Source organism: Pyxidicoccus xibeiensis (assembly GCF_024198175.1).
Taxonomy (GTDB): Bacteria; Myxococcota; Myxococcia; order Myxococcales; family Myxococcaceae; genus Myxococcus; species Myxococcus xibeiensis.
Genome location: NZ_JAJVKV010000003.1, coordinates 627,864 through 651,160, shown reverse-complemented (window position 1 = coordinate 651,160; position 23,297 = coordinate 627,864). Strand labels below are relative to the sequence as shown.

The 23,297-nt window shown below is 70.3% G+C and carries 19 protein-coding genes; 6 read left to right on the top strand and 13 right to left on the bottom strand.

Annotated elements, in window-relative coordinates; translation table 11 throughout:
* Positions 1 to 328 precede the first annotated feature (328 nt).
* Together LXT23_RS15365 and LXT23_RS15360 are read left to right on the top strand one after the other, a co-directional pair.
* Positions 329 to 799, top strand: coding sequence for a YqaA family protein (locus LXT23_RS15365; RefSeq protein WP_253980918.1), 471 nt, complete (start codon positions 329 to 331; stop codon positions 797 to 799).
* Between the two features lie 169 nt (positions 800 to 968).
* A complete protein-coding gene (locus LXT23_RS15360) occupies positions 969 to 2,681 on the top strand; it encodes a lamin tail domain-containing protein (protein ID WP_253981392.1) in 1,713 nt (570 codons plus the stop codon).
* 80 nt (positions 2,682 to 2,761) lie between these two features.
* Here LXT23_RS15360 and LXT23_RS15355 read toward each other — a convergent pair whose 3' ends face one another.
* Positions 2,762 to 3,943, bottom strand: coding sequence for an AI-2E family transporter (locus LXT23_RS15355; RefSeq protein ID WP_253980917.1), 1,182 nt, complete (start codon positions 3,941 to 3,943; stop codon positions 2,762 to 2,764).
* A 121-nt stretch (positions 3,944 to 4,064) separates the two neighbouring features.
* Here LXT23_RS15355 and LXT23_RS15350 point away from each other — a divergent pair, with 121 nt between their 5' ends.
* Complete coding sequence (locus LXT23_RS15350) at positions 4,065 to 4,481, top strand: DoxX family protein (protein WP_253980916.1); 417 nt, start codon at positions 4,065 to 4,067, stop codon at positions 4,479 to 4,481.
* A 19-nt stretch (positions 4,482 to 4,500) separates the two neighbouring features.
* On the opposite strand, the gene LXT23_RS15345 is transcribed toward LXT23_RS15350, so the two are convergent.
* The 4 genes from LXT23_RS15345 to LXT23_RS15330 form a co-directional block, all read right to left on the bottom strand.
* Complete coding sequence (locus LXT23_RS15345; RefSeq protein WP_256560818.1) at positions 4,501 to 5,757, bottom strand: threonine/serine exporter family protein; 1,257 nt, start codon at positions 5,755 to 5,757, stop codon at positions 4,501 to 4,503.
* A 92-nt stretch (positions 5,758 to 5,849) separates the two neighbouring features.
* On the bottom strand, positions 5,850 to 7,172 hold the full coding sequence (locus LXT23_RS15340; protein ID WP_253980914.1) for a hypothetical protein: 1,323 nt from the start codon (positions 7,170 to 7,172) through the stop codon (positions 5,850 to 5,852).
* A complete protein-coding gene (locus LXT23_RS15335) occupies positions 7,118 to 7,618 on the bottom strand; it encodes a phage holin family protein (protein ID WP_253980913.1) in 501 nt (166 codons plus the stop codon). The genes LXT23_RS15340 and LXT23_RS15335 overlap by 55 nt, the downstream gene beginning before the upstream one ends.
* Positions 7,619 to 7,632: 14 nt before the next feature.
* The gene (locus tag LXT23_RS15330) at positions 7,633 to 8,055 is read right to left on the bottom strand and encodes a hypothetical protein (protein ID WP_253980912.1); all 423 of its coding nucleotides are present in this window, start codon (positions 8,053 to 8,055) and stop codon (positions 7,633 to 7,635) included.
* Positions 8,056 to 8,242: 187 nt separating this feature from the next.
* Here LXT23_RS15330 and LXT23_RS15325 point away from each other — a divergent pair, with 187 nt between their 5' ends.
* Positions 8,243 to 9,028, top strand: a complete 786-nt coding sequence (locus LXT23_RS15325) for a pseudouridine synthase (RefSeq protein ID WP_253980911.1) — start codon at positions 8,243 to 8,245, stop codon at positions 9,026 to 9,028.
* A gap of 57 nt (positions 9,029 to 9,085) precedes the next feature.
* Here the strand turns inward: LXT23_RS15325 and LXT23_RS15320 are convergent, their stop codons facing one another.
* The 3 genes from LXT23_RS15320 to LXT23_RS15310 are packed head-to-tail and all read right to left on the bottom strand — an operon-like array spanning position 9,086 to position 11,948.
* Complete coding sequence (locus tag LXT23_RS15320; RefSeq protein WP_253980910.1) at positions 9,086 to 9,910, bottom strand: aminotransferase class IV; 825 nt, start codon at positions 9,908 to 9,910, stop codon at positions 9,086 to 9,088.
* A gap of 17 nt (positions 9,911 to 9,927) precedes the next feature.
* Complete coding sequence (locus LXT23_RS15315; RefSeq protein ID WP_253980909.1) at positions 9,928 to 10,497, bottom strand: anthranilate synthase component II; 570 nt, start codon at positions 10,495 to 10,497, stop codon at positions 9,928 to 9,930.
* Positions 10,494 to 11,948, bottom strand: a complete 1,455-nt coding sequence (locus LXT23_RS15310; RefSeq protein ID WP_253980908.1) for an anthranilate synthase component I family protein — start codon at positions 11,946 to 11,948, stop codon at positions 10,494 to 10,496. The genes LXT23_RS15315 and LXT23_RS15310 overlap by 4 nt, the downstream gene beginning before the upstream one ends.
* A gap of 139 nt (positions 11,949 to 12,087) precedes the next feature.
* On the opposite strand from LXT23_RS15310, the gene LXT23_RS15305 reads away from it, so the two are divergent.
* Positions 12,088 to 12,372, top strand: a complete 285-nt coding sequence (locus tag LXT23_RS15305; protein ID WP_253980907.1) for a hypothetical protein — start codon at positions 12,088 to 12,090, stop codon at positions 12,370 to 12,372.
* Between the two features lie 4 nt (positions 12,373 to 12,376).
* Here the strand turns inward: LXT23_RS15305 and LXT23_RS15300 are convergent, their stop codons facing one another.
* The 5 genes from LXT23_RS15300 to LXT23_RS15280 all read right to left on the bottom strand — a co-directional run bounded on the left by LXT23_RS15300 (position 12,377) and on the right by LXT23_RS15280 (position 21,269).
* Positions 12,377 to 15,934, bottom strand: a complete 3,558-nt coding sequence (locus LXT23_RS15300; protein ID WP_253980906.1) for an ATP-binding protein — start codon at positions 15,932 to 15,934, stop codon at positions 12,377 to 12,379.
* 21 nt (positions 15,935 to 15,955) lie between these two features.
* Complete coding sequence (locus LXT23_RS15295; RefSeq protein ID WP_253980905.1) at positions 15,956 to 16,957, bottom strand: hypothetical protein; 1,002 nt, start codon at positions 16,955 to 16,957, stop codon at positions 15,956 to 15,958.
* Complete coding sequence (locus LXT23_RS15290) at positions 16,944 to 18,146, bottom strand: endonuclease domain-containing protein (protein WP_253980904.1); 1,203 nt, start codon at positions 18,144 to 18,146, stop codon at positions 16,944 to 16,946. Before LXT23_RS15290 ends, LXT23_RS15295 begins: the two co-directional genes overlap by 14 nt.
* Positions 18,147 to 18,362: 216 nt before the next feature.
* On the bottom strand, positions 18,363 to 19,946 hold the full coding sequence (mhpA, locus tag LXT23_RS15285; RefSeq protein ID WP_253980903.1) for a bifunctional 3-(3-hydroxy-phenyl)propionate/3-hydroxycinnamic acid hydroxylase MhpA: 1,584 nt from the start codon (positions 19,944 to 19,946) through the stop codon (positions 18,363 to 18,365).
* A gap of 564 nt (positions 19,947 to 20,510) precedes the next feature.
* Positions 20,511 to 21,269, bottom strand: coding sequence for a hypothetical protein (locus LXT23_RS15280; RefSeq protein WP_253980902.1), 759 nt, complete (start codon positions 21,267 to 21,269; stop codon positions 20,511 to 20,513).
* 343 nt (positions 21,270 to 21,612) lie between these two features.
* On the opposite strand from LXT23_RS15280, the gene LXT23_RS15275 reads away from it, so the two are divergent.
* Positions 21,613 to 23,295: a nuclease-related domain-containing DEAD/DEAH box helicase gene (locus LXT23_RS15275; protein WP_253980901.1), complete on the top strand. Its 1,683-nt coding sequence runs from the start codon at positions 21,613 to 21,615 to the stop codon at positions 23,293 to 23,295.
* Positions 23,296 to 23,297 lie beyond the last annotated feature (2 nt).

The window sequence follows — 23,297 nt, the reverse complement described above, 5'->3', positions numbered from 1 at the left end:
GCCCTCCGGTGGCGTGAGAGGGCCCCTGGCGCGCAATTCCTGCGTCCGCCCCGGGGCGGACGCAGTTCGTGCGGTCCACATGCCTCCAATCCCACCTGGCGGGCACTCCTGCGCGGGGGCCGGCTGCTCGGGAGCGAGCGGCCGACACGTCACGCCGCGTCCCGGCCCGCTCAGCCTGGGAGGGAGGGAAACGTCATGCCGTCGCCATCACCCGGACCCGCCAGGGGCCTGCAGCGGCCGTCCGAGCGGCCGGGCCCGCGCTCCCGGTGGGAAGTTCCCACCCGCGCGCGGCCAACGTGGCAGGCTCGCGTCACTTCCCGACTCCTTCATGCCCGACCCGTCCACGCTTTCCGCCTGGGGGCTCCCCGGCCTCTTCTTCGTCGCCATGATGGCGGGCTCCGTGGTGCCGGTGCCCTCGGAGGCGGTGCTCGCCGCGCTCATCTACGGAGGGACGGCTCCCGTCATGGCCGTGACGGTGGCCACCGTGGGCAACGTGCTGGGCGCGCTCACGCTGTATGCGCTGGGCCGGTGGGTGGCGGGCGGGGGAGGTGGGGCGCTGGGGCGGTGGTACACGCGCCGGCGCGCGAAGGAGGGCCCGCGCATGGAGCGTGTCGAGGCCCGGGTGCGCACCTGGGGCGCGCCCGCGCTGCTGATGTCGTGGATGCCGGTGGTGGGCGATGCCTTCGTCATCGCCGGCGGCATGCTGGGCGTCAGGCCGCTGCCCTTCGTCCTCTTCGTCACACTCGGCAAGGGGCTGCGCTACCTCTTCGTCGCGCTGTCCACGGCCGCGGCCCTGTAGCAGCCGATACAAAGTATTTTCATTCGGGGCTTACGCAACGCTCCCGCGCGCCGCCTCGATAGACGAGACTGCTGGTGCGCGTGTCTTTCGCGCGTGCTGTCTGTCGTTCAGGTGTCTTCCTCGACCCTCTCAAACAGCTCCCCCCGGAGCAGGACCGGACCTCGTGCGAATCAACAAGACTTCCCTGGCGCAGGTGCAGTCGGTATGGCGGCTGTGCGCCGTCGCGCTCTCCCTGGCACTCGCGGCCTGCGGAGGCGTGGAGCCTTCGGTGGAGCCCGCCGCGGACGGCGCCGCCGTCGAGACGCGCGAGGACGCGCTGGCCAGCGTGCGCGTGCGGCTGATGGCGGCCAACCTCAGCAGCGGCACGGGACAGGACTACGACCCGGGCCACGGCATCCGCATCTTCCAGGGCACGGACCCCGACGTGGTGATGATTCAGGAGTTCAACTACAGGACGAACTCCGCCACCGACCTGCGCGCCTTCGTGGACACCGCGTTCGGCCCGGGCTTCCACTACTCCATCGAGGCCGGCGCCCAGATTCCGAACGGAGTCATCAGCCGCTGGCCCATCATCGCCTCGGGCGAGTGGGATGACCCGCAGGTCTCCAACCGCGACTTCGCCTGGGCGCGCATCGACGTGCCGGGCCCGAAGGACCTGTGGGTGGTGAGCGTGCACCTGCTGACGACGAGCAGCAGCATTCGCAACACCGAGGCCTCCAGCCTGGTCAGCCGCATCAAGGCCAGCATCCCGGCCGGGGACTACCTGGCCATCGGCGGCGACTTCAACACCGGCAGCCGCACCGAGGCGTGCTTCAGCACCTTCGCCCAGGTGGTGACGACCGCCAGCCCGTACCCGGCGGACCGCAACGGCAACACCAACACCAACGCGGGCCGCAACTCGCCGTATGACCACGTGCTGGTGGACAGCGACCTGCGCCAGTACCAGACGGCGGTGGTCATCGGGAGCAGCTCCTACTCCAACGGGCTGGTGGTGGACACGCGCGTGCACTCGCCCATCTCCGAGATTTCCCCCGCCGTTTCAGGGGACAGCGGCGCGTCCGGCATGCAGCACATGGGCGTCATCAAGGACTTCCTCATCCCCAGCGACACGGGGACGGGCGGAATCACCGTGACGTCGCCCAACGGCGGCGAGAGCTGGACGGCGGGCAGCGCGCGGACGATTTCCTGGTCCGCCTCCGGCGTGACGAACGTGAGGGTGGAGTACACCCTGAATGGCTCCACCTGGAGCACGGTGTCCTCGAGCACCTCCGCGTCGGCCGGGAGCATCGCGTGGACGGTGCCTTCCACCGCCAGCACCGCGGCGCGCGTGCGCGTCAGCGACGCGGCCAACGCCAGCATCAGCGACACCAGCAACGGGGCCTTCACCATCACCACCGGCGGCGGCGGCGGGACGGGCAGGGTCATCGTCAACGAGGTGATGGTCAACGAGCCGGGCTCGGACACCGCCGGCGAGTTCGTGGAGCTGGTGAACGTGGGCACCGGCACGGTGGACCTGAGCGGCTGGACGGTGTCGGACGCGGCGCTGTCCCGGCACACCTTCCCGAGCGGCACCACCCTGGCGGCGGGCAAGGCGGTGGTGGTGTTCGGCGGGGCCGCTGGCATTCCCACGGGCACCCCGGGCGCGGTGGCCGCGTCCACGGGCACGCTGGGCCTGTCCAACAGCGGCGACACGGTGACGCTGACGAACGCGTCCGGCACGGCGGTGGACACCGCGACGGTGGGCTCGGGCGTGAGCGGCACGGACGGCGTGTCCGCCAACCGCAGCCCGGACACCACCGCCGGTGCGGCCTTCGTGCTGCACACCGGCGTGTCCAGCCTCACGTCGTCGCCGGGCCGTCGCGCCAGCGGCGCGGCGTTCTGAGCCGGTGAGGTGAAACACCGCGGCCCCGCTCCGGAAGGTGCCGGAGGCGGGGCCGTGGTTGCTTCAGGGAAGCGGGGCGCTCAGTGGCTCTCGCCCGAGGGGGAGAGCGGGACGTGCTCGCCCGTCGCCTCCGAGCGCACCATGGGAGCGCGGCCGCCGTCACCGGTGCTGCCCGGACCCGGCGTGGCCGGGTCTCCGGCGCGCGGGGTGGAGCGCCCGTAGTCGCGCTCCCAGATGCGGACCAGGGTGAGGAAGAAGGCGACGATGAGGGGCCCGAGCAGCAGGCCCACCGTGCCGAACGCGGCCAGGCCGCCGAGCAGCGCGAAGAAGACGATGGCGCCGTGCTGGTGCATGCCGCGCTTGGCCAGCAGCGGCTTCACCACGTTGTCCACCAGGCCCACCACCACCGTGCCCCAGATGGCGAGGAAGAGCGCGGCCCAGGGGTGCCCGCTGAAGAACATCAGCGCCGCGGCGACCAGCACCACGACGGCCGCGCCCACCATCGGGATGAGCGCCAGGAAGAAGGCCACGCCCGCGAAGAACAGCGGGGCGGGCACCCGGGCGATGAGGAAGCCGACGAGGGCCGCCACCGCCTGGACGCCTGCGGTGGCCACCGAGGAGAGGAGCACCGCGCCGGACACGCTGCGGAACTCGCGCATGATTTCGCGCGTCTGCCCGCGCCGCAGCGGTGACACGCTCTCCACCCAGTCCACCAGCTTCGCGCCGTCCGTGAAGAAGAAGAACAGCGCGATGAGCATCATGATGGTCTGGAAGGCGATGGAGCCCGTGGCCGCCACCGCCCCCGTCACGGCCTTCGCCGCGGTGCCACCCTGGCTGCTCACCTGCTCCTGGATGGTCTGGTCCAGGTTCTGCTCCCCCACCGGCAGCCGCTTCATCACGCTGTTGGCCGCCCCGCGCACGGGCCCGGGCAGCTTCTCCACCAGCCCGCTGACGCCCTCGCGCTGCACCGTCTGGGAGACGAACTGTGCGCCCTCCGACACCTCGGTGACGATGAATGCCGTCAGGCCGCCCAGGGGCAGCAGCAGGGCCAGGACCACGGTCGTGCAGAGGATGCCGGAAGACAGGTGGCTGCGGCCCCGCAGGCGCCGGGTCAGCCGCTTGTGCAGGCCGTAGAACGTCGCCGCCAGCACGGCAGCCAGGAAGAAGGCCTCCGCGAAGGGCCGGATGACGAGGGCCAGCAGGAAGATGGAGAGGAGGATCAGGCCGGTGAAGATCCGGCGGGCGGTCAGCTCGGAAGCCATGCCCGTCAAGGTAGGCACGCCCGGGCGGGAAGGCAGGGGAGCGCTGCTCTTTTGCCTGCCCGGCGGCTCTCCAGGCGAGAAGACTTGGGCCCGGGCGCCGGGCGGCTAGAGTGGGCGGGCCATGCCGTCCTTCGAATCGACCGAGTTCACCCTCTGGCTGCTGCAGGCGCTCTGCGCGGTCTTCCTCGCCATCCTCTTCCTCCAGTCCGGCCTGGACAAGGTGTTCGACTGGAAGGGCAACCTCGGCTGGCTCACCGGCCACTTCGCCAAGAGTCCCCTGCGAGGCATGGTGCCGCTGATGCTGGGCACCCTCACCGTGATGGAGGTGGCGGCTGGCGCGCTCAGCGCGGCGGGGCTGGTGGCCCTGGTGGCCACCGGGAGCGCGACGCTGGCCTTCTGGGGCGCGCTGCTGTCCGCGGTGTCGCTGGTGGCCCTCTTCTTCGGCCAGCGCATGGCCAAGGACTACGCGGGCGCCGGTGGGCTGGTGCACTACTTCCTGCTGACGCTGGTGGCGGTGTACGTCACCCGCCTGCACTGACGGGCGAAGCGGGCCGCCTTCAGAGCACCTTGCGCGAGGGCACCAGGGCGTTGGCGGACAGCAGGCCCGCCGCCAGCGCCACGGACACCATCAGCATGGTGAAGGCCGTGTCCACCCCGGCCACCACGTCCCGCTCCAGCAGGGAGGACAGGCTGTGGAAGCCGACGCTGCCGGGCACCAGCAGCATGAGGCCCGGCACCAGGGTGGTGACGGCGGGCAGGTTGCGCAAGCGCGCCAGGGCGTTGCTGGCGATGCCCAGGAGCAGCGCCCCCACGAAGGCGCCCAGCTGCGGCCCCAGCAGCAGGGCCCCCAGCCGCGAGCCCGCGAAGGCGAAGGTACACGCCGCGGCAATCCAGCCCCAGTCGCGCGGACGGGCGCGGAAGAGGATGCCCAGCGCCACGGTGGACAGGGCCAGCGCCACGAGCTGGGTCCACATGGGCAGCGCCGGGGGCAGCGGGATGGGGGCCGGCGGGGGCAGCAGCATCGCCAGCCGGCTTCCCAGCGCGACGCCGAAGCCCAGCTGCAGGAACACCAGCGCCGCCCCGGTGAGCCGGGAGGTGCCGGAGATGAGGTGGCGGGTGGCCAGCTCGTTGATGGCCACCGTCAGGGACAGGCCGGGCAGCAGGACGATGATGCCGGCCACGGTGGCCACCTTCACGGACAGCGGGCCCATCACGCTCGCGGCCAGCACGGCGAGGGCGGAGGAGAAGATGCCCGCCACCGGCTCCAGCACGCGCGCGGTGGTGGGCTGCCGGCGCGTCAGTGCGCCCAGCGTGCCGATGAGCAGGCTGCTCAGCGCCGCTACCGCCACCTCCCGCAGGCCGCCGCCGAACAGCCGCCCCGCGGCGCCGCCCGCCAGCGTCCAGCTCAGCAGCTGGAGCCCGGGGCCGTAGCGCTCCGGCAGCGCGAGGATGGCCTCGACCTTCGAGGCCCCTTCCACGGGCGTGAGCCGGCCCTGGATGACGTCGTCCGCCAGCACGTCCAGCAGCGTCAGCCGCTCCAGGTCCAGGTCCCCGGGCTCCACGCGGATGAGGCTGGTGCGCAGCGACTCCGGCGGGCCGAAGGAGGAGAAGAGGGAGGTGGGGGTGGAGAAGAAGCGGCCCTCCAGTCCCAGCCGCTCGGACACGCGCTGCATCAGCCCCTCCAGCCGGTGGGCGGGCGTGCCGTAGCGGTGCAGGGCCTGCGCCAGCCGGAGCGCGAAGGCCACGGCGGGCCCTGGAGGCGGGGGACTCAGGGAGGCGGAGAGCTCGGGAGGGACGGCCACGGCGGCGCACATGGCAGAGGCCCCGGGCCGAGTCAAACGGAAGGGGGCAACGGCGCCGTCACAGCCCCGTTGCCCCCTTTCATGTGTCACTGCTTACCGTGGACTCAATGCACCTTCGTCACGTCGTCCAGCGGCGGCAGCGGCGGGATGCGGGACGAGCCGGAGGGCGAGGACGCGAGGGCGTCCGCGTTGTCCTCGGTGCCGACCGCGCCGAGGCCGGAGCCGCTCGTCGGCGAGCCGCTGTAGCCCGGCGAGCCGCTGATGCTGCTGGCGCCGAAGCCGGTGTTGCTGGTGGAGGCAGGTGTCACGAGGTCCGACGACGCGGAGATGCCCGAGGCGGAGTAGCCCTGGCTGCCCGCGATGTCGGTCGACTGCTCCTCGCTGCCCTGGAGCTTCTGGTTGAGCTGGTCGCCCAGCTGGGAGATGCCCTCCTCGGCGCGGCGCTTGGCCGGCTCCATGAGCTGGCGCTCCTTGTTGGACACGGGGATGAGCGTGGAGGCGAGCATGCCGAGCGCGATGCCGCCCAGGGCCAGCAGGATGGGCTGCTCATCCACGGTGCGGTTGAACCAGTCCGTGGTGCGGTACTGCACCGTCTCGCGCGAGGGGATGCGCTCACGCAGGTGCGAGGCCTGCTCGCGGACCCGGCCCACCGCCCCCGCGGCGCGCTCACGCACCTCGGTGGCCTTGCCGAGCGCACGGTCCTTCACGTCGACGGCCCGGTCCTTCACCTGGTGCGCCGCCTCGGTGGCCCGGTCCTTCGCGTGGTGGACCGCGCCGCTCGCGCGCTCCTTCATGCCGACGCCGTTGTCGCTCTCGTCCAGGTTGCGGGCGGACACGTCGTCATAGCCCGCGGGGACGCCCTGGTAGCCGGAGGAGACGCCCTGGTAGTCACCGACGCTGGTGCCCGCGCCGTAGCCCAGGTCACTGCGCTCCGCGGTGGCGTAGCGGTCGTCGCTGGAGTAGCGCGTGTCCGCGCCCCGGGAGCGCAGCCCGTCGTAGCGCCACCGGTCCTCGTTACGCCAGCGGTCGTCGCTGTAGCGGTCATACCGGTGCTCCTCGCGCGTGGTGAAGGCCTTGCGCATCAGCGCCGACCCCACGCCCGCGCCGATGAGGGCGCCCAGCAGGCTCCACCCCTTCGGGGTGTCTGCACGTTCCTTCAGCTCCGTCGTCTTCTGCATCACCGTCTCCTTGGCGTGTGTCTTGAATTCCGTGGCTCTTTCCACGGCGGCATCCTTGGCGTGCTGCTTGAGCTCGACCGCCTTCTCCGTGGCGAACTCCTTCGCACGCACCTTCAGTTCCTCGGCCTTGTCGTGGGCCATCGCCTTCAGACGCTCCGGCTCGGCCTTGCGAGCCAGCTCGTCCGCCAGTTCGGTCAGGCGTGCCCGTGCATCTGCGATTTCATGGAGTGCGCGGTCCTGCTCGCCCATTGCCCATCCTCCTTGAGGGTTTGAATCGTCCGTTGAGGTCCGTGGACCCGCTTCAGCCGCCCGAGTCCGGCCCAGGCCACTGCGCCGCCCACTGCCAGCAGCAACACCGCCACGATGAGCGCCGACGCCCAGACCGGCATCAGCTCGGCCAGCGCGGCCACGAGGAAGGCGACGAAGGTGAAGGCTCCGAGGAGCAACACCACGGCGCCGCCCGCCATCAGGCCCGCGCCCGCCGACGCCTTCTTCGCTTCCGAGCGCAGCTCCGCCCGCGCGAGGGTGAACTCCGCGCGCATCAGGCGGCGGGCCTGCTCCATGAACTCGGAGAACAGCTCACCGAAGCCGCGTCCCCCGAAGCTCGTGTCGGGACTGACGCCTCGGGTGTCCGAGGCGTCATCGACGTGGGCTCTGAACCCGTCGCCGTTACTTCGTGGAATCGTTGGATCCATCCGCGTGCCCCCCGTCAGACCTTGATGAACCGGCCGAGCGCGAAGCCGACCGCGACGCAGCCGGCGATGAACAGACCGGGACGCTGCCGGACCTGGGCCTGGGCATCCGCGAGGAGCTCCTCGGTGGTGCCGTTCTCCAGCCGGTCCGACGTCTTGCGCAGCACGCCCACGGCGCTGGTGAGCAGCGGCCGCACCATGCCGGCCTCCTCGGCGCGCGACGCGGTCTCCAGCGTGGACACCAGCCCCTGGATGCCCTTGACCAGGTCTCCCTTGCGGCTGTCGACCTGCTCGTAGACGCGGCCCTTCGCGACGCCGCCCAGCTGCTTCACCTGCTCCTTCCCGGCCTGCGCGATGCCACCCATGGCGTGCCCGCCGTTGGAAGACTGTTGCGTGTAGTTGCTGCCCTGCAGATTGGCCCCTTCAAGTACGCTGCCCATGCAGTCTCCTCCAGTGTGAGTGATGACCTGTCGAGAGGGGGCTGCCCGTCGGCTTCGTGCCCGCGCCCCGTTGTTCCTCAAGGTAGGCACGCGGTGTCCAAAGCCCGACTCCACGGCAGCCTCGACGGGAGGGCAGGCGGGGAGGGGAGCGGATCAGACGGGGGGAATTGAGCAGGGAGGCGAGTGCATGGTTCGGAGGCAGAAGACCCCGAAATGGCTGGAAGCGGCGCGGCGCCGGGGGCCCGGAGAGGGCTCCGCGGACTGGCTGGCGCGGGCGCTGGGGCGAGCAGGCGTACTGCCTCGCGCGGAAGCGGAGGTGGCCCTGCGCGAGGGGCGCGTGGAGGTGGACGGGCGCGTGGAGCGTGAGCCGTTCGCTCCGGTGCGCCCCGGCCAGCAGGTGCGGGTGGACGGGCGCGTGTGCGCGCTGGAGGCGCCGGTGCTGGCGCTGATGTTCCACAAGCCCGCGGGGCCGGTGGTGCATGGCTCGGACCCCGAAGGGGTGGGCACCGTCTTCGAGCGCCTGCGAGCGGTGCTGCCCGAGACGCTGAGCGGCTACGAGTGGCTCGCGGTGGGCCGGTTGGACCGGGACACCACCGGCGTGTTGCTCTTCACCAACGACGAGCGGCTGGTGCGGCACGGGACTTCGCCCCAGACCCACCTGGCCAAGCGCTACGTGGCGCGGGTGGAGGGGCAGCCCGCGGAGGCCACGCTCCAGCGACTGCGCGAGGGACTGGTGCTGGAGGATGGCCCCACGCGGCCCGCCGGGGCGCGGCTGCGTGCGCCGGACGTGGTGGAGCTGACGCTCACGGAGGGGCGGCACCACCAGGTGAAGCGGATGCTCGCGGAGGTAGGGCACCCGGTGCTCGCACTGCACCGGGAGGCCGTGGGTGGCGTGGTGCTGGACGTGCCCGAGGGCGCCTGTCGGCTGCTGCGGGAGGAGGAGGTGCGGGAAGGGCTGGGGTTCCGGGCATGAGCGCTCAGCCCTCGCGTTGCGGCTTCGATGGGGCCGGGGTTCCTCCGGTGATGGCCATCAGCTCTCGCGCCGAGCCGCTGCTTCGATGAGGGCGCGGGCCTGCTCCGCCAGCGCGAGGCTCTGAGGCAGCTCGCGCCCGAGCAGGCGGGGTACGCCCGTGGCCAGCACGGCGGAGTTGGTGAAGAAGCAGGCGCTCGCGTCCGCGAGGCGTGCGAGGGGCACCGGCCGCTCCACGACGGGGAGCCCCGCTACGTGCCCGGCCTCCAGGAGCATGGCGCGGACGATGCCGGGCAGGCACGGCGCGTCCAGCGGCGGGGTGACGAGCGCGCCGTCCAGGTGGAAGAAGAGGTTGGCGGTGGGCAGCTCGCAGACCTCGCCGGCCTCGTTGCCCAGCAGGGGCAGGCGCTCCATCAGCGCGTACTGGCGGAAGTAGGAGAGGCCCTTGTGGTTCGGCGTGGACTCCGCGCGCCGGTAGGCGCCGTGCTCCACGGCGTCCAGGGCGCGGCCCTCGCGGCGGAGGCGCTCGGCGTCGGGCGCGGGTGGGCGCAGGGTGAGCAGCAGGTGGCCATCGCTCGCGGACAGCTTGCCGACGCCGGTGAAGCCCGGGCCGAGCGCGGCGTCGGACGCCAGGCAGCGGCGGAGCGTGTCGCGCACGGACGGCTCGGACAGGTGTTGCCTCGCGGGGGGACGGACGGCGCCGGGGAAGGCCGCGAGGCTCGCTTCGAGCCGGGCGAGGTGCCGCGCGAGGAACAGGGGCACGCCGCCGTCGATGCGGAAGGTGGTGAAGAAGCCCGCGCCGAAGAAGAAGCCCTGCGCGAAGTCCTGCAGGCGCAGGTCCTCCCAGCGCCGCACCTCTCCGTCCACCGCCACCGTGGAGAACATTCGGGACTCCCGCGCTGTCAGCGCGCTGACTCCAGGAAGTTGGCGAGCAGCCGGGGGCCCTCGGGCGTGAGGAAGGACTCGGGATGGAACTGCACGCCCTCCAGGCGCGGCAGCTCGCGGTGCCGCATGCCCATGATGAGCCCCTCGTGCCAGGCCGTCACCTCGAGGCACTCCGGCAGGCCCTCCCGCTCCACCACCAGCGAGTGGTAGCGCGCGGCGGTGAAGGGCTGGGGCAGGCCCTGGAAGACGCCCTGGTCCGTGTGCTCCACCTCCGCCGTCTTCCCGTGCACCGGCACGGGCGCCCGCACCACCCGCGCGCCGAAGACCTGGCCCAGGCACTGGTGCCCCAGGCATACCCCGAGCAGCGGTACCCGTCCTCCGAAGGCCCGGATGACGTCCAGGGAGATACCCGCCTCCATGGGAGTGCAGGGCCCGGGAGAGATGACGATGTGGGCGGGCCGGAGCGCTTCAATCTCCGGCACGGTGATGGCGTCGTTGCGCACCACCTTCAGCTCCGCGCCCAGCGCGCCGAGCGCCTGCACGAGGTTGAAGGTGAAGGAGTCGAAGTTGTCGATGAGGAGGATCATCCCGCGCTCCCGGCGGAGGACAGGGCGAGGAGCTGCGAGCGCGCCTTGTTGAGCGTCTCCTTGAACTCCTGGCGCGGCTGCGAGTCGTGGACGATGCCGCCGCCCACCTGCGCATAGGCGCGGCCGTCCTTCACCACCAGCGTGCGGATGACGATGTTCAGGTCCAGGTCCCCCGTGAAGGACAGGTAGCCGAGCGAGCCCGTGTAGAGCCCCCGCGCGTGAGGCTCCAGCTCGGTGATGAGCTCCATGGTGCGAATCTTCGGCACGCCCGTAATCGTGCCGCCGGGGAACAGGGCGCCCACCACGTCCAGCGGCTCCACGCCCGGCGCGAGCCGTCCCGTGACTTCCGACTCGATGTGGAGGACGTGTGCGTACTCGACGATTTCCATCAGCTTCGACACCTGCACGGTGCCGTAGACGCACACGCGGCCCAGGTCGTTGCGCTCCAGGTCCACGAGCATGGCGTGCTCGGCGCGCTCCTTCTCACTGGTGCGCAGCTCGTGGAGGAACCGCGCTTCCTCCTCCGGTGTACCCCTGCGCCGGGTGCCGGCGATGGGGCGGGTGAGGGCCCGGCCCTCCTCCACGCGCACCAGCCGCTCGGGTGAGGCGCTCACCACGTGGAACCCGTCCCCTTCGAGGTAGCTGGCGAAGTGGACGGGGTTCGTGGCCGACAGCAGCTCGTAGAGCGCGAGCGGCTCGCCAGGGAAGTCGACCTCCAGCCGCTGCGAGAGATTGACCTGGTAGGTGTCTCCCGCGCGGATGTACTCGCGCACGCGCTCCACCGCGTCCAGGTAGGCCTCTTGTGTGAAGTTGGAGCGGTACTCCACCGTGGGGGCCTGAAGAGGAAGGGGCACGGGCCGCTGCGTGGGGACGGCCCGGCGCACACGGGCCTCCAGCGAGTCCAGGCGCCGAACGCAGTCCTCCCACTCCGCACCGGTGGCGACGGCGAGCAGGTGGCCTTCCTGGTGGTCCACGGCCAGGAAGGTGTCCACGAAGGACAGGGCGATGTCCGGCAGCTTCAGGTCGTCGCGCGGATGCGAGGGCAGGGACTCGAAGTAGTGGTTCGCCTCGTAGGCGAAGAAGCCCACGGCGCCCCCCTGGAAGAGCGGCACGCCGGGGACGCGCACCCCGCGCCAGCGCCTCAGCAGGCCGCGCAGCACCTCCAGCGGCTCGCCCGGCTGGGGCACGTCGTCGAGGAAGCACTGCCCGCCCTTCGCGGAGAAGCGGAGGAAGGGGCGCGAGCCGAGGAAGGAGTAGCGCCCCTCGGCGCTGACGCGGGTGCTCTCCAGCAGGAAGCGGTGCCCCGCGGGCAGGGCGCGCAGCAGGTCCGTCGGGCGGAGGTCTCCGAGCGCCAGTTGGCGCACCACCGGCACCTGGTTGTAGCCGCGAGTCACGAGCGCGTCGAAGGCGGCCCGGTCGGGTGCGGAGGGTGGCGGGGTCGGGGCGTTCATGCCGGGGCGCTTCCTACCAGGAACCACCCCGTCCTGCTTCCGAGCGCGACTCTGTGCAGAAGCTTGCAGAGGGCAGTGCTGTCGGGTTTTGCGGCTTCAGGATTGATAATGCTCGCCATCCCTCAATGCAGGAGTGTCCATGAAGCTGCGTCAGCTGCTGTCCCTGTCCGCCGCTGTCGTCCTCTTCTCCGCCTGTGGCGGGGGCCTCGACGAGGCTCCGCCTTCCGAGCCGGAGGGCGCACCGAACGAGAGCGGCGAGGTCTCCGCGTTCATCTGCCCGCCGACGAACAAGTCCTGTACTCCGTGGGAGTACCAGTACGACACCGGCTGTGGCTCCGTCTACAAGCGCACCTGCGAGCGGACGACCTACACCACCGGCTGCGTGGAGGTCGTCACCACCTTTACCCAGCAGAAGTGCGAGTAGCGCTTCATCGCGCGCCGCCGGCCTTGGGAGTGCCGGCGGCCGTCCTGTTCTTTTCCAGGGTCTGCTTCGCGAGCTTGAGGATGTCCTCCTCGGAGAGCTGCTCGGTCCGCATCACGGAGCGGTCCGCCTTGAGCTGCTGCACCTGCCCGTCGCGCAGCACGTAGAAGTGGCCCGTCTTCTGGCCGGGGAGCTTCGCATCGGCGTCCACGCGGGCCTCGGTGAACATGGGCCGCAGCTTCTTGAGCGCGTTCTCCTCCTTCACCTTGCCCACGAACCAGGTGCGCACGTTCTCCCTGCACCGGTAGTCCAGGTCCCCGGGGCTCTGCGTGGCGAGCATCACCCCGACCCCCGCCGAGCGCGCCCGCTTGAGCAGGTCCTCCATGGGCTGCTTCGTCGCGGGCTTGCTCGTCGCCGGCAGGTACATGTCCGCCTCGTCGAACATGACCACCGCCTGGAGGTGGGAGGCCGGATGCTGGCTGGCCCAGCGGTTCGTCTCCAGCAGCAGCTGTGACACCCAGAAGAGGATGCGCGAGTTGTCGCCGAGGAACTTGGTGCTGATGATGCTCAGCCGCGTCTTGCCCGGGATGCCCGAGGCTCCGCGCCCCAGCAGCTCCTCCAGGTCCAGGCGCTCGCCACCGGCGGCCAGCAGGGGGCGGATGTTGAGGCGGAGCACCTCCAGGTCCTGCGCCAGCTTGGCGAAGGTCCTGGGTGGCAGGCCACCGACTTCCTGGAGGAGCGCCGCGTCCTGGTCGGCGACGAACTGCTGCACCATCTCCAGCGTCAGGTCTCGGCCGAGGGGGCGCTGCACCAACAGCCGGAGCGCCTGGGCCAGCAGCGCACGGGCCGCCTTGTCATTGGGGCTGCTCTTGTACTCGAGCATCCCAGCGATGGCGTCCGCGGCCTGCTGCACGCCCTGCTCACGTTCCTCGGACGGGAGTGTGTCCAGGCCCCGGGGAACGACGGGGATGGCCAGGGGCCTCCCGTCCGAGCGGCCCGGCGTGTAGAGCGCCACGTCGATGCGCTCGCGCAGCAGCCGGCGGCGCTCGATGAGCGAGGGCAGCTCCAGCTTCTCCTCCCAGGACAGGCCGCGTGCGTACGTGGCCAGGTCGCCCTTGCGGTCCACGAGGATGACGGGCACGCCCTGGAGCAGGAGCTGCTCCAGCACGTTGAGCGCCAGCGTCGTCTTCCCGCTGCCCGTACCCCCGAGGAAGGCGCTGTGCCTCGTCAGCTCGGAGGGCTCCAGGGAGACCGTCTGCGGGATGAAGCCTTCCGAGGCTCCGAGCCGCAGCGGCCCGGTGAGCACTTCCTTTGGAATCGGCGGAAGGGGCGTGGGCGTGACGGTGTGCCGGCGCGGCACGAGCCCGGTGGGGACGGGGGTGGGGGTGCCACCCGCGGGCGTCACCGTGCGCGACGATGACGACAGCATGGGCGCCACCGCGGTGAGCTCCAGGTGGGGCCCGTCCATGGAGGCTCCAGCGGTGGGCTTGCCCCCAGCGACTTCCGGTCGCGCGGAGGCGGAGCGTGACGGCGGGCTCTCCGGATTGGCGGTGGCTTCGACCCGTGCCGGAGTGCCCGTCTTGGCTCCCGAGGCCGGAGGCTCGCGAAGGGGCGTGCCATAAGCCACCGTACCGCTGCTCTCGAAGAGGCTCGACTGTCGCGCGGACGCGGCGCCTCGCGCTTCAGGACGCGCTGGCGCCTCCGCGTTCCTGGGCGCAGGCTCGGAGGTCGCGCGCGACGAAGGCGGAGGCCCGGACGGCGGCGGAGAAGCCCCCAGTCGCTCCAGTCCGAGGATGTCCCCCATGGACTTCAGCCGGGTGACGGGGCGGGTCGTGCGGCTCCACTCCGTGAGCGACGGCTGGCCGGAGTGCTTCTCGCGGAAGGCTCGGAGCATCACCAGCTCCCGGAGCTCACTGTCCTCCACCACCACGCGCCGGCCGCCCTGGCGAATCAGCAGGCCGAGGTTCTCCGCCACCACGGTGCCAGGTCTGGAGGGGAACTCGGAGGTCCGCACGAGGACGGGCGTCGTGCCCGCGGCCGCCTTGAGCGCGTCGGCCATCTGCCTCGCGAGCCCGCCGCCTCGCGGGTCCTTCTCGCAGAGCGCAACGTGGAGCTTGCTGCCTCCGGGCTGCACGCTGACATCCATCGTCTCTTCATCCCGAGGCTTGACGGCGAAGCGAGGCGTTCCTCCCAGCTCGTCACTGCCCACCTCGATGGCCCAGGCGAGCAGCATGGCGATGTCCGAGGCTTCGTCGGGCAGCTTCGGCTTGTACGCGGCGCGGAAGTCCGTCCAGGCCCGGTCCAGGTCGGGCCTTGGCTCAGGCTGAGGAATGGGGCCCTTCGGCGTACCCGGGCGGGGCAGGGGGAAGGCGTCCGGCAGGCGCTGGTCCTGGAGGGCTCGCTCGCGGAAGCGCCGGCACTCGTTCAGCACGTCACGCGCGCGCTGTCCTCCCAGGACTTCGAAGCCAGGGGCCGGGATGGGCCAGGTGGGGTCCGCCGGGTCGACGGCCACGCCACGCTGCTCGTACAGCGAGCGCAGTCGCTTCGCCGCGATGTCCCGGGCCGTGCTCGCCGTCACCGTCCGCTCCAGCTCCACCGGGTCCGGGTCGTTCTCGATGCGGTCCACCAGCGACTGGGTGAGGTGCGGCTTCATGCTCGTCCAGTAGTCGGAGAGGCAGCAGACGACCACCACCGCGCGAGGCACCCGGCTGACGATGGAGGAGAGGCTGCTCATCGCCCGCCGGAAGGAGCTCTCCATCTGCGGGCGCTGCTCGAAGTCGTTGAAGTCCTCCACCTGGTCCACGCACAGCACGAGCGCCTGACCGAGCGCCGCCATCAGCCGGCCCAGGTGCTCCACCATCCGCGCCGGGGCGTCATCCGCCGTGCGGGGGATGAGCTCTCCGATGACCTTCCGGTCCGCCGCGGACAGCTCTTCGCAGCGCAGCCAGTGGAAGATGCGGCGGTTGAGGCGCGGGTCCTTGCGCTGCAGGTAGATGAGCGCGCGGAGCAGGTCCACCTCCACGTTCTGGAAGCGAGCATCCTCCAGCAGCTCGTCCGCCACCGAGCTGACGGTGCCGTGCAGCTCGTCGTCCTCGAGCACGTTCTCGTCCGGGATGAGCGGCGCGAAGGCGCTGGTGCAGTGGGCCATCAGCGCGTCCGACAGCCGCATCAGCCCGCTGTCATCGCCCTTGGACACGTCGTAGGCGCGGTCCAGCGAGTCGATGAGGTTGGAGAGGACGTAGCGGTCGTAGTTGATGGCATCGACCGTCATCGGCATGTAGCCGACGTAGCCCTGGCGCTGGCCATGCGCGAGGTTGCGGAAGGCGCGCACCAGGTGCGTCTTGCCGCTGCCGGACTCGCCGAGCAGGAGCAGCAGCTTGCCCGAGTCCGGAGGGGGCTCGGCCGTGGCGCGCTCCAGCAGCCGCCGGAAGGCGCGGCGGGCCGGCGCGTTCAGGGCCTCCACGTCGAACGGGTCCACCTGCCAGAGGTGCTGTCCCTGCTGGACGCTGCTGAAGACTTCCCGGCCGTCGCTGAGGAAGGCCTCGAGTCTGGGGTCGATGGGCACGGGCGCTCCGGGGACGGCGGGCTAGACGACGACGAAGTGGAAGCTGGCGCCGTACGAGCGCACCTCGGACTCGGCCACGTCGCGCGGGTCCATGGCCGACACGAGGTCCGCGCGCGTCAGCGAGAGGCGGCGCGTGCGGTTGGCCTCCAGCAGCGCCACGTCGAAGGCCTCGCGGTTGCCCCACTCGGGCTGGAGGGCCTTCCACACGTGGGAGATGAACACCTTGTTCTGCCCGAAGCGGCCCGTGGGCAGGGTGCGGGCCACCGCGAGCACGCGCTCGGCGAAGCTCGCGATGGAGTCCTGCGGCTCGGAGTCGCGCTCCGGGGCGGGAGTGTCGGTGGGCTCGGGCGGAGTCTCCGTCTCGGGCATGGCCCAGCGCCGCAGCAGGGCCTGCCGCACGGCCTCCGCATCCACCCGCGTGGCCCCGGCCGCGCGCGCCGCGAGCTGTTCCACCGCCCGGCGCGGGTCCTTCGTCTCCGTGTCCAGCAGCTTGCCGAGCAGGTGCGCCTGTACGGCCTTCAGCGTGAAGGGCCGGTCCGTCTCCACGCCGAGCTGCCGCCACAGCAGCCTGTCGCGGGCCTGCGCCAGCGAGGGAGCCTCCGCATCCGCCAGGGCATGCTGCCGCTTCAGGAGGGCGGCGCGCACCCCGTCGGCATCCGCCAGCCGGGCCAGCACCGGCTTCGTCGGCGCCAGGTCCATGCCGCGCGCCAGCAGGTACGTCGCCTTCAGCTTCTTCCAGGGGAGCCCCCGCGGAAGCGCGTCCACATGGAGGAACGCGAGCGCCCGGGCGTGGCCGGCCGTCGTCAGCGCCAGGGCGCTGCGCCCATGCTCCGTCACCAGCCCGTCCGCCAGGAGCTTCTCCACCAGGGGCGCGCAGCGGGCCTTCCACTCGGCGCGGCTGAGCCGGTGCTCGACGAAGGGGCGCAGCGCGTCTTCCAGCTCCTTGCGCGTGCCAGGCTTCTTGCCTCGCGTGGTGAGCCAGGACAGGGCGAGCCCCTCCAGCCGGGTGTCAGTGCTTTCCATGAGGTGTCTCCTGCCGGCGGGCGGCAATCAGCGTGTCGAGGGTTTCGATGATTTCCTCCAGCCGCGCAACGACGTCGTCGGCGAGGAAGCGGACCACCCAGTAGCCCGCGCGTTGGAGCGCGACGTCCTTGCGGCGGTCCCTGCGGAAGGCGTCGGCGTCGCGGAAGTGGAAGTGTCCGTCCAGCTCGACGGCCAGCCTCAGCTTGCGGCAGAGCAGGTCCACCTCCAGCGGGCGGAGGCCCTCGCCCACCTCGACGCGGACGTTGAGGTCGAAGAGGCCCTGCGTGGACGGTCGGTGCTGGAGCAGGCCGAAGAGGAAGCGCTCGGCCTCACTGCGAGCGCGGTCCTCGGCTTCGCGGCGCGCGGTGGTGATGGCGCGGGCCGCCTCGGTGAAGCGCGCGACAAGGGGCTCGGGGGTGCCCTCCTGCTGGAGTCGGGCCAGGGTGGACACCATCGCACTGCCAGGCGCGGCAGGGGCCGTGGGGGGCGCTTCGGGGAGGTCGAGCTGGCCTTCTCGCAGCATGGCCTGGACGCGGGACTCTCCCCGGCGCAGGTGCTCGGCGAGGGCCTCGGGCGTGAGCACGCAGCCGAGGGTAAGCGTGGGGGCCGCGGCGCAGAGGGACACGGCGGTCCGGAGGATGCGGAAGTCAGAAGGCCCCGCGCGGACCCGCAGGGCTGGTGCGCGCCCGAAGGGCACCAGCGCCAGCAGGGCCTGAAGCGCCGAGAGCGGGTCCTGCTGGATGGCCCGGCTCACCGCGACGGGGAGCGCTCCGGGCGGGGGCGGAGAGGTGGACTCCAGCAGGCTTCGGTACAGCCCCCACGCCGCGCTGGCGGAGGGCGGAGGGGGCAGGCTGTCCATGAGGACGCGGCGCTCGTGGGCCGTCTTTCCCCGGAAGAGCAGCTCGCGGCGGGAACCGGTGGGCTGGGAGAGGACGACGAAGGCCTCGGCGTCGGAGGTCAGGTCGCGCTCGCGCGCCAACGCGGTGGCCCAGGTGGAGACCATCAGCCGAGGGTCATCGACCTCCACGACGACGACGCTGAGGCCCTGGCGGTGGATCCACTCGGTCCACAGCGCGAGCGCCTGCTCCTGCGGGCCGACGAGGGTGCTCAATGTGGGAATGCCGTCGTCACGCCGCCGGGCGTGTCGGTTCAGCGAGTCGAGCAGCGCGGTGTCCACCGGCGGCGGCAAGCAGCCTCCCCCCAAGGTCGCGCGGCGGTGACCTGTCGCGCTGGGGTGGAAGCCTGCGCCTCCTCGCGGCCCGCTGGCAAGCCGGGGGGAGGGGGCGCTTCATCCAGTTTCATACCACCCACGGGGGCGAGGTCGGCGGCTACAGCCCGAGTCAGCGAGACCCCACGTGGCGCGGCCCTTCGAGCGTTGGGCGTTGCCGCAGGGCCGCTGGGGCGCTCAGTCGCGTTGGAGGCCGAGCGCGGTGCGCAGCTCTGGCAGCCGTGCCAGCGGCACCGCGCCGAAGACGAAGCGGTCCGGACGTACTGCGGCCACGTCAACGGCGTGGCGGGTGAACCACTCCGCGAGTCTGCCCGTGTGGTCCTCCACGCTCCCGAAGTCCGTGCTCCTGACGCCCGCGGGGACCACGGTGACGGCCCTGCCTCCGAGTGCCTCCGCGAGTCCCCGTGCCGCCTCCGTCGCCGGGCCTCTGCTCCGGCTCAGCACGGCGAAGCCGGTGCCCAGCGCATCGTCCAACAGGCGCTCCTCACCGGAGGGGAGTCGCACCCGGGGCTGCGGGAAGTAGCTGCCCTCCGGCGCAGTGCGTCCGGAGCGGCGGCCTCCCAGGAGCCAGCCCTCCTCGATTGAGGGTGGAGGCTTGAACCGGAAACCCTCCACGAAGTGGCGCACGGTGGGGATGCGCGTGAGGCCGCGCAACAGGAGGTCTCGCAGCAGGGCGGTGGGGGTGTTGCGCGCCTGGAAGACATAGCCCAGGCGCACGGTGGCATCGAGCATGGCCCGCACGTGCGGCCGGCGCTCCTGGTCATACGTGTCCAGCAGGGCTTCCGTGGCGCGGCCCTGGAGGACTCGCGCGAGCTTCCAGGCGAGGTTCGCGGCGTCCCGCAGGCCGGAGACGAGGCCCTGGCCCATGAAGGGCGGCATCATGTGGGCGGCGTCGCCCGCGAGGAAGGTGCGGCCCTCGCGCCAGCGCGGCGCCACGAGGCAGCGGAAGGTGTAGAGCTGCGCGCGCTCCACCTGCACCTTGTCTGGATTCACGTAGGGAGCAATCAGCCGGCGGACCGCGTTGGGCTGCGTCATCTCCTCGCCCGTTTCTCCGGGCCGCAGTCGGAACTCCCAGCGGAACTGTCCCACGGGGCCTCGGCCCACGAAGCCGGGACGGTCGGGGTCGCAGACGATGCTGCACTCGGGTGGGGCGTCCTCTTCCGGCACGGTGCCTGAGATGGCAATCCAGGGTTCTTCGTAGCTGCGTCCCTCCATGGGGATGCCCAGCAGGCTGCGCACCGTGCTGCGGCCTCCGTCACAGCCCACGACGTATCGGGCTCGCACCGTGCTTCGCGTACCGGTGGCCACGTCGCGGAGGTGGACCGTGGCTCCCGCGCCGTCCTGTTCGAGTGACAGCAGCTCGGTGCCGAGACGCAGCGTGGTGTGGGCGAAGCGACTGAGGCCTTCGCGGAGCACCTTCTCGAGAAGGGGTTGGTAGAAGAACCAGATGGGGGTGTAGCCGAAGCCGAAGTCCACCTCGCTCAGGTGGAGCTCCGCGAAGGGCTTGCCTCCGACGCCCGTGTACGTGACGCGGCGGCTCTGGCGGAGGTCCGGCTTCAGCGCGTCGAGGAGCCCTGCGGACTGGTAGATGCGCAGGGCTTCGTCGTCGCACGAGAAGGCCCGTGGCTGGCCGTGGGGCGTGGACTCGCGCTCCACCACGAGCACCCGCACGCCGTGGAGGCCGAGCAGGTTGGCCGTGAGCACGCCGACAGGTCCACCGCCCGCGATGACCACGTCCACTTCCTCGGTGTTCACCGCCAAGGTCTTCCCCCACCAGAAGGTTTGCGTCTTCCAACACCGTATCCCGCATGGCCGCTGGCTTCCGGTGAACCCTCACTGCTGGAAGACACAAGAGGTCGTACCCGCGCCATCCTACTCCACACGGCCTTCATTGACTGTCACCCGGACACTCCACTGCTGGCATGGAGTCCGGACGCGCCTGGCTGGTGCTCTCCCCTGGGGGAAGAGCGCGAGTACGCAGGGAGTGCTGGTTACGCAGATGAGCTGGAGTCGGTCTATCGCTAAGACAGCTTCGTGCCAAACCATCGGCAGATGGTGTAAGGGGACCTGGTGATTCTCTGCAATAAGGAGCGAGTTCTCGTCCTCGCAAGTATCGCCTGACTTGAGTCTTCAAAGGGGACGAAGAAGCAGCTCAGGTGTCCAGACCCAAAGTGCGGGCGAATGGCCGATAATGCGTGTAAGCACAAGCGTCTATGCTACAGGTGAACGGAGAAACAGGAGTTTGACAATCCAGTCGTGACGGAGAAGAAATTCACTCATTTTGCAGCTTGGTTCGGCGGAGACCCTCTCTGCCAAGGTGAGTCGCTACCTGACCCAATCCGCGAGTGGTTCGAGCACGCACTGCCAGAACTCAGCGCCACTCCACGCGGAGCCGGCGCCAACGGGCGGCTCGGAGCCGTACGGTATCGCGCAGGAGACAAAGACGTTGATCCACGTCCAGGGCTCCTCGGTCGTGGCACGTGCAAGCCGCTCGCCGAGCTCGCGGAGCGACGTCACCTTGCCGATACACGGGAGTTTGTCGGGACGCGGGCGCTCCTCAATGAGCATGAGACCTCCGCCCTTGCTCACGACGAACCGATGATGCCCGAACGTCTCGTGCACCTTCGGTTCGTCAAGCGGAAAGCTCGGCTCGATCGTGAGTTCGACTGGCTCGTCAGAGCGGCTCGCCACCTCATCGAGCGCGGTTGCCATCAGTCCCGAACGAAGGTCCTCGACAAAGCCGAACCAAGCCCAATCCGGTGTCATGCCGAAGTACTTGCCCTTCCCTCCGCCGTATCCCTTCGCATTCTCCGGGGCGATGCCCTTTTCGATGTGGATGCCGGCACGCATGACCCCGCGCCCGGCGGGACGATCGAAGAAGAACTTGCCCAGCGAATACGCGGGCCAGTTGCCCCATTTCACGCTCGTGCGCCGGAATAGCCACCAGACGGTCCGATCCGGCTTGTCCCTGTCATAAGGGTGCGCCGCCAGAGTGCCGAAGCGTTCCTTGAACCCCGCCGTGCAGATCACCGCGCTCTCAAGATGGTCGGCCAGGAACAGTCGTGTCCACGCTTTACCGCTCATGGCACCTCCCCTTTGTGTGGCTGCGCGCTGGCTTCTCAATGCCGCCACCCGAACTTCTTCGACTCCACCGTGAGCATCCTCGCCTTTTCTCGGCAGTCCGCCAAACCGGGGAAGCGCAGTCGTGGTACCCTCGCTTCGGCTCCGATGTCGTCCCTGGGGGAGAAGAAGAGTTCGAGCACGTATATGTCCCACGCTTGGAGCCATTCCCTATCAGCACCGTCAGGACCGAAGGGTCCAATCGTCCCTAGGCGAAATGCACGCCTTTTGCCTGGGTCCACGGCGACTCAGGTCGGGGCTCAAAGGCACCAGTAATCCTCAAGCGTGGCGTAGGTGAACGTTGACCATGCGGATGATTCCCCCGGTCATCTCGAACGGAACTCCGAGCGCCGCAGAGCGCGAGGTGTTCTCGCGGCTCGCGCGGACGGACTTTGGACCAGGCGCCCGAGTCCTCCACTCGCTCAACCTCTCGGAGCACGACTACAAGAGGGTTGGAGAACTCGACTTCGTAGTCGTTTGTGAGCGTGGCGTGCTCGTTCTCGAGGTGAAGGGCGGCGGAGTGGCGTGCGGCGACGATGGGATTTGGACCTTCACCGACCGTCATGGAAAAACCTTCCGCAAGTCGGAGGGCCCATTCCAGCAGGCGCGCTCAGGGATGTTCTCGCTGAAGCGCCGCCTCGGCGAACTTCTCGGCGAGGAGAGAATCGCTCCCGTCCTCTTCGGATTTGGGGTTCTTTTCCCTGACTGCGAATTCTCCGAGCGTGGTGTCGAGTGGGCGCCCGAGTTCGTATTCGATGCGAGGCTTGGCGCGCGGGGGGAGGACCTCCGCGCCTACCTTAACAAAGTGTTCCAGTACTGGGAGTCGAAGGAACGCGTCTCCTTCACTGTTCCCGGTGAGCTGTCGAAGGACATTGCCCACGCGCTCCGGCCAAGCTTTGATCGCATTCCATCCCTGCGCGTCAAGTCACACCGACTCACTCAGATGATGGAAGAACTCACCGAGGAACAGTACGTCCAGCTCGATTGGATAGAGGAGAATCCTCGTAGCATCTGCATGGGAGGCGCCGGCACGGGCAAGACCTTTCTCGCCGCCGAACTCGCGCGTCGGCAGGCGGCACGGGGGAAGCGCGTGCTGGTCGTCTGCGCGAACCCAGTTCTCGCGGGTTTTCTGGGGTCCCGGCTGGGTGACTCCAATATATCCGTGGTCTCACTCGACCGCCTGCGAAGCGGCACGGGAGGCTCGCGTACTGCGGCGCGTCCACGGTTCGATGCGCTGATTGTGGACGAGGGGCAAGACCTGCTCAACATGGACGCCCTCGGCACCCTCGATGCGGAGCTCAGCGGGGGCTTGGCCCAAGGAGAGTGGTGCTTCCTCCTCGACGCGAACCGGCAAACGGGGCTGTCTGGTCGCTACGAGCGGGAGGCCCACGACCATCTCCTGGACCATCGGCCAGCCGTCGGCCGGCTGTCGCGCAACTGCCGGAACACCGAGCAGATCGTCACTCAGACCCGTCTGCTCACGGCATCGGATCTCGGAAAGCCCGTCGCCGGCGAGGGTCCTCCCGTGGTGTTCGAGTACTACGACTCCGACGAGCAACTTCCACGCGCCATCGACGGCTACCTGGGACGCCTTCGAGAGGAGGGCATCGCGACATCCGAGATCACCATTCTCCTGTCTCGCCCGCTCGCGAGTTCCTCACTTCAGCGCACTGAGGCCTGGCGCCGCCGGGCGATCACCGTCATTGACGCTGCGGTCGCCGCAGACTGGCCCGCGCGGGGATTGACGTGCGCGGGTGTGGCCGACTTCAAGGGCCTTGAGAACAAGTTCATCCTCCTCATCGACATCGAGCTCGAGGGTGCCCCCGACCGGGTCAACAACCTGATGTACGTCGGTATGAGCCGGGCGCAGGTCGGACTGTGGATGGCCGTGCCCCGGTCGGCCAAGGCCCGCCTCGCGAAGCTCGCGGAAGGGAACTCTCCAAAGGTGCTGCCCCCGCCTTCACGCTCCAACCGCTCCACCCCCGATTAGGA

What these genes read in the sequence shown, in the direction of transcription:
- LXT23_RS15365 (WP_253980918.1), top strand. Translation starts at nt 329, where the DNA reads ATGCCCGACCCGTCCACGCTTTCCGCCTGGGGGCTCCCCGGCCTCTTC.
- LXT23_RS15355 (WP_253980917.1), bottom strand. Translation starts at nt 3,943, where the DNA reads ATGGCTTCCGAGCTGACCGCCCGCCGGATCTTCACCGGCCTGATCCTC.
- LXT23_RS15350 (WP_253980916.1), top strand. Translation starts at nt 4,065, where the DNA reads ATGCCGTCCTTCGAATCGACCGAGTTCACCCTCTGGCTGCTGCAGGCG.
- LXT23_RS15345 (WP_256560818.1), bottom strand. Translation starts at nt 5,757, where the DNA reads ATGTGCGCCGCCGTGGCCGTCCCTCCCGAGCTCTCCGCCTCCCTGAGT.
- LXT23_RS15340 (WP_253980914.1), bottom strand. Translation starts at nt 7,172, where the DNA reads ATGGGCGAGCAGGACCGCGCACTCCATGAAATCGCAGATGCACGGGCA.
- LXT23_RS15335 (WP_253980913.1), bottom strand. Translation starts at nt 7,618, where the DNA reads ATGGATCCAACGATTCCACGAAGTAACGGCGACGGGTTCAGAGCCCAC.
- LXT23_RS15330 (WP_253980912.1), bottom strand. Translation starts at nt 8,055, where the DNA reads ATGGGCAGCGTACTTGAAGGGGCCAATCTGCAGGGCAGCAACTACACG.
- LXT23_RS15325 (WP_253980911.1), top strand. Translation starts at nt 8,243, where the DNA reads ATGGTTCGGAGGCAGAAGACCCCGAAATGGCTGGAAGCGGCGCGGCGC.
- LXT23_RS15320 (WP_253980910.1), bottom strand. Translation starts at nt 9,910, where the DNA reads ATGTTCTCCACGGTGGCGGTGGACGGAGAGGTGCGGCGCTGGGAGGAC.
- LXT23_RS15315 (WP_253980909.1), bottom strand. Translation starts at nt 10,497, where the DNA reads ATGATCCTCCTCATCGACAACTTCGACTCCTTCACCTTCAACCTCGTG.
- LXT23_RS15310 (WP_253980908.1), bottom strand. Translation starts at nt 11,948, where the DNA reads ATGAACGCCCCGACCCCGCCACCCTCCGCACCCGACCGGGCCGCCTTC.
- LXT23_RS15305 (WP_253980907.1), top strand. Translation starts at nt 12,088, where the DNA reads ATGAAGCTGCGTCAGCTGCTGTCCCTGTCCGCCGCTGTCGTCCTCTTC.
- LXT23_RS15295 (WP_253980905.1), bottom strand. Translation starts at nt 16,957, where the DNA reads ATGGAAAGCACTGACACCCGGCTGGAGGGGCTCGCCCTGTCCTGGCTC.
- LXT23_RS15280 (WP_253980902.1), bottom strand. Translation starts at nt 21,269, where the DNA reads ATGAGCGGTAAAGCGTGGACACGACTGTTCCTGGCCGACCATCTTGAG.
- LXT23_RS15275 (WP_253980901.1), top strand. Translation starts at nt 21,613, where the DNA reads ATGCGGATGATTCCCCCGGTCATCTCGAACGGAACTCCGAGCGCCGCA.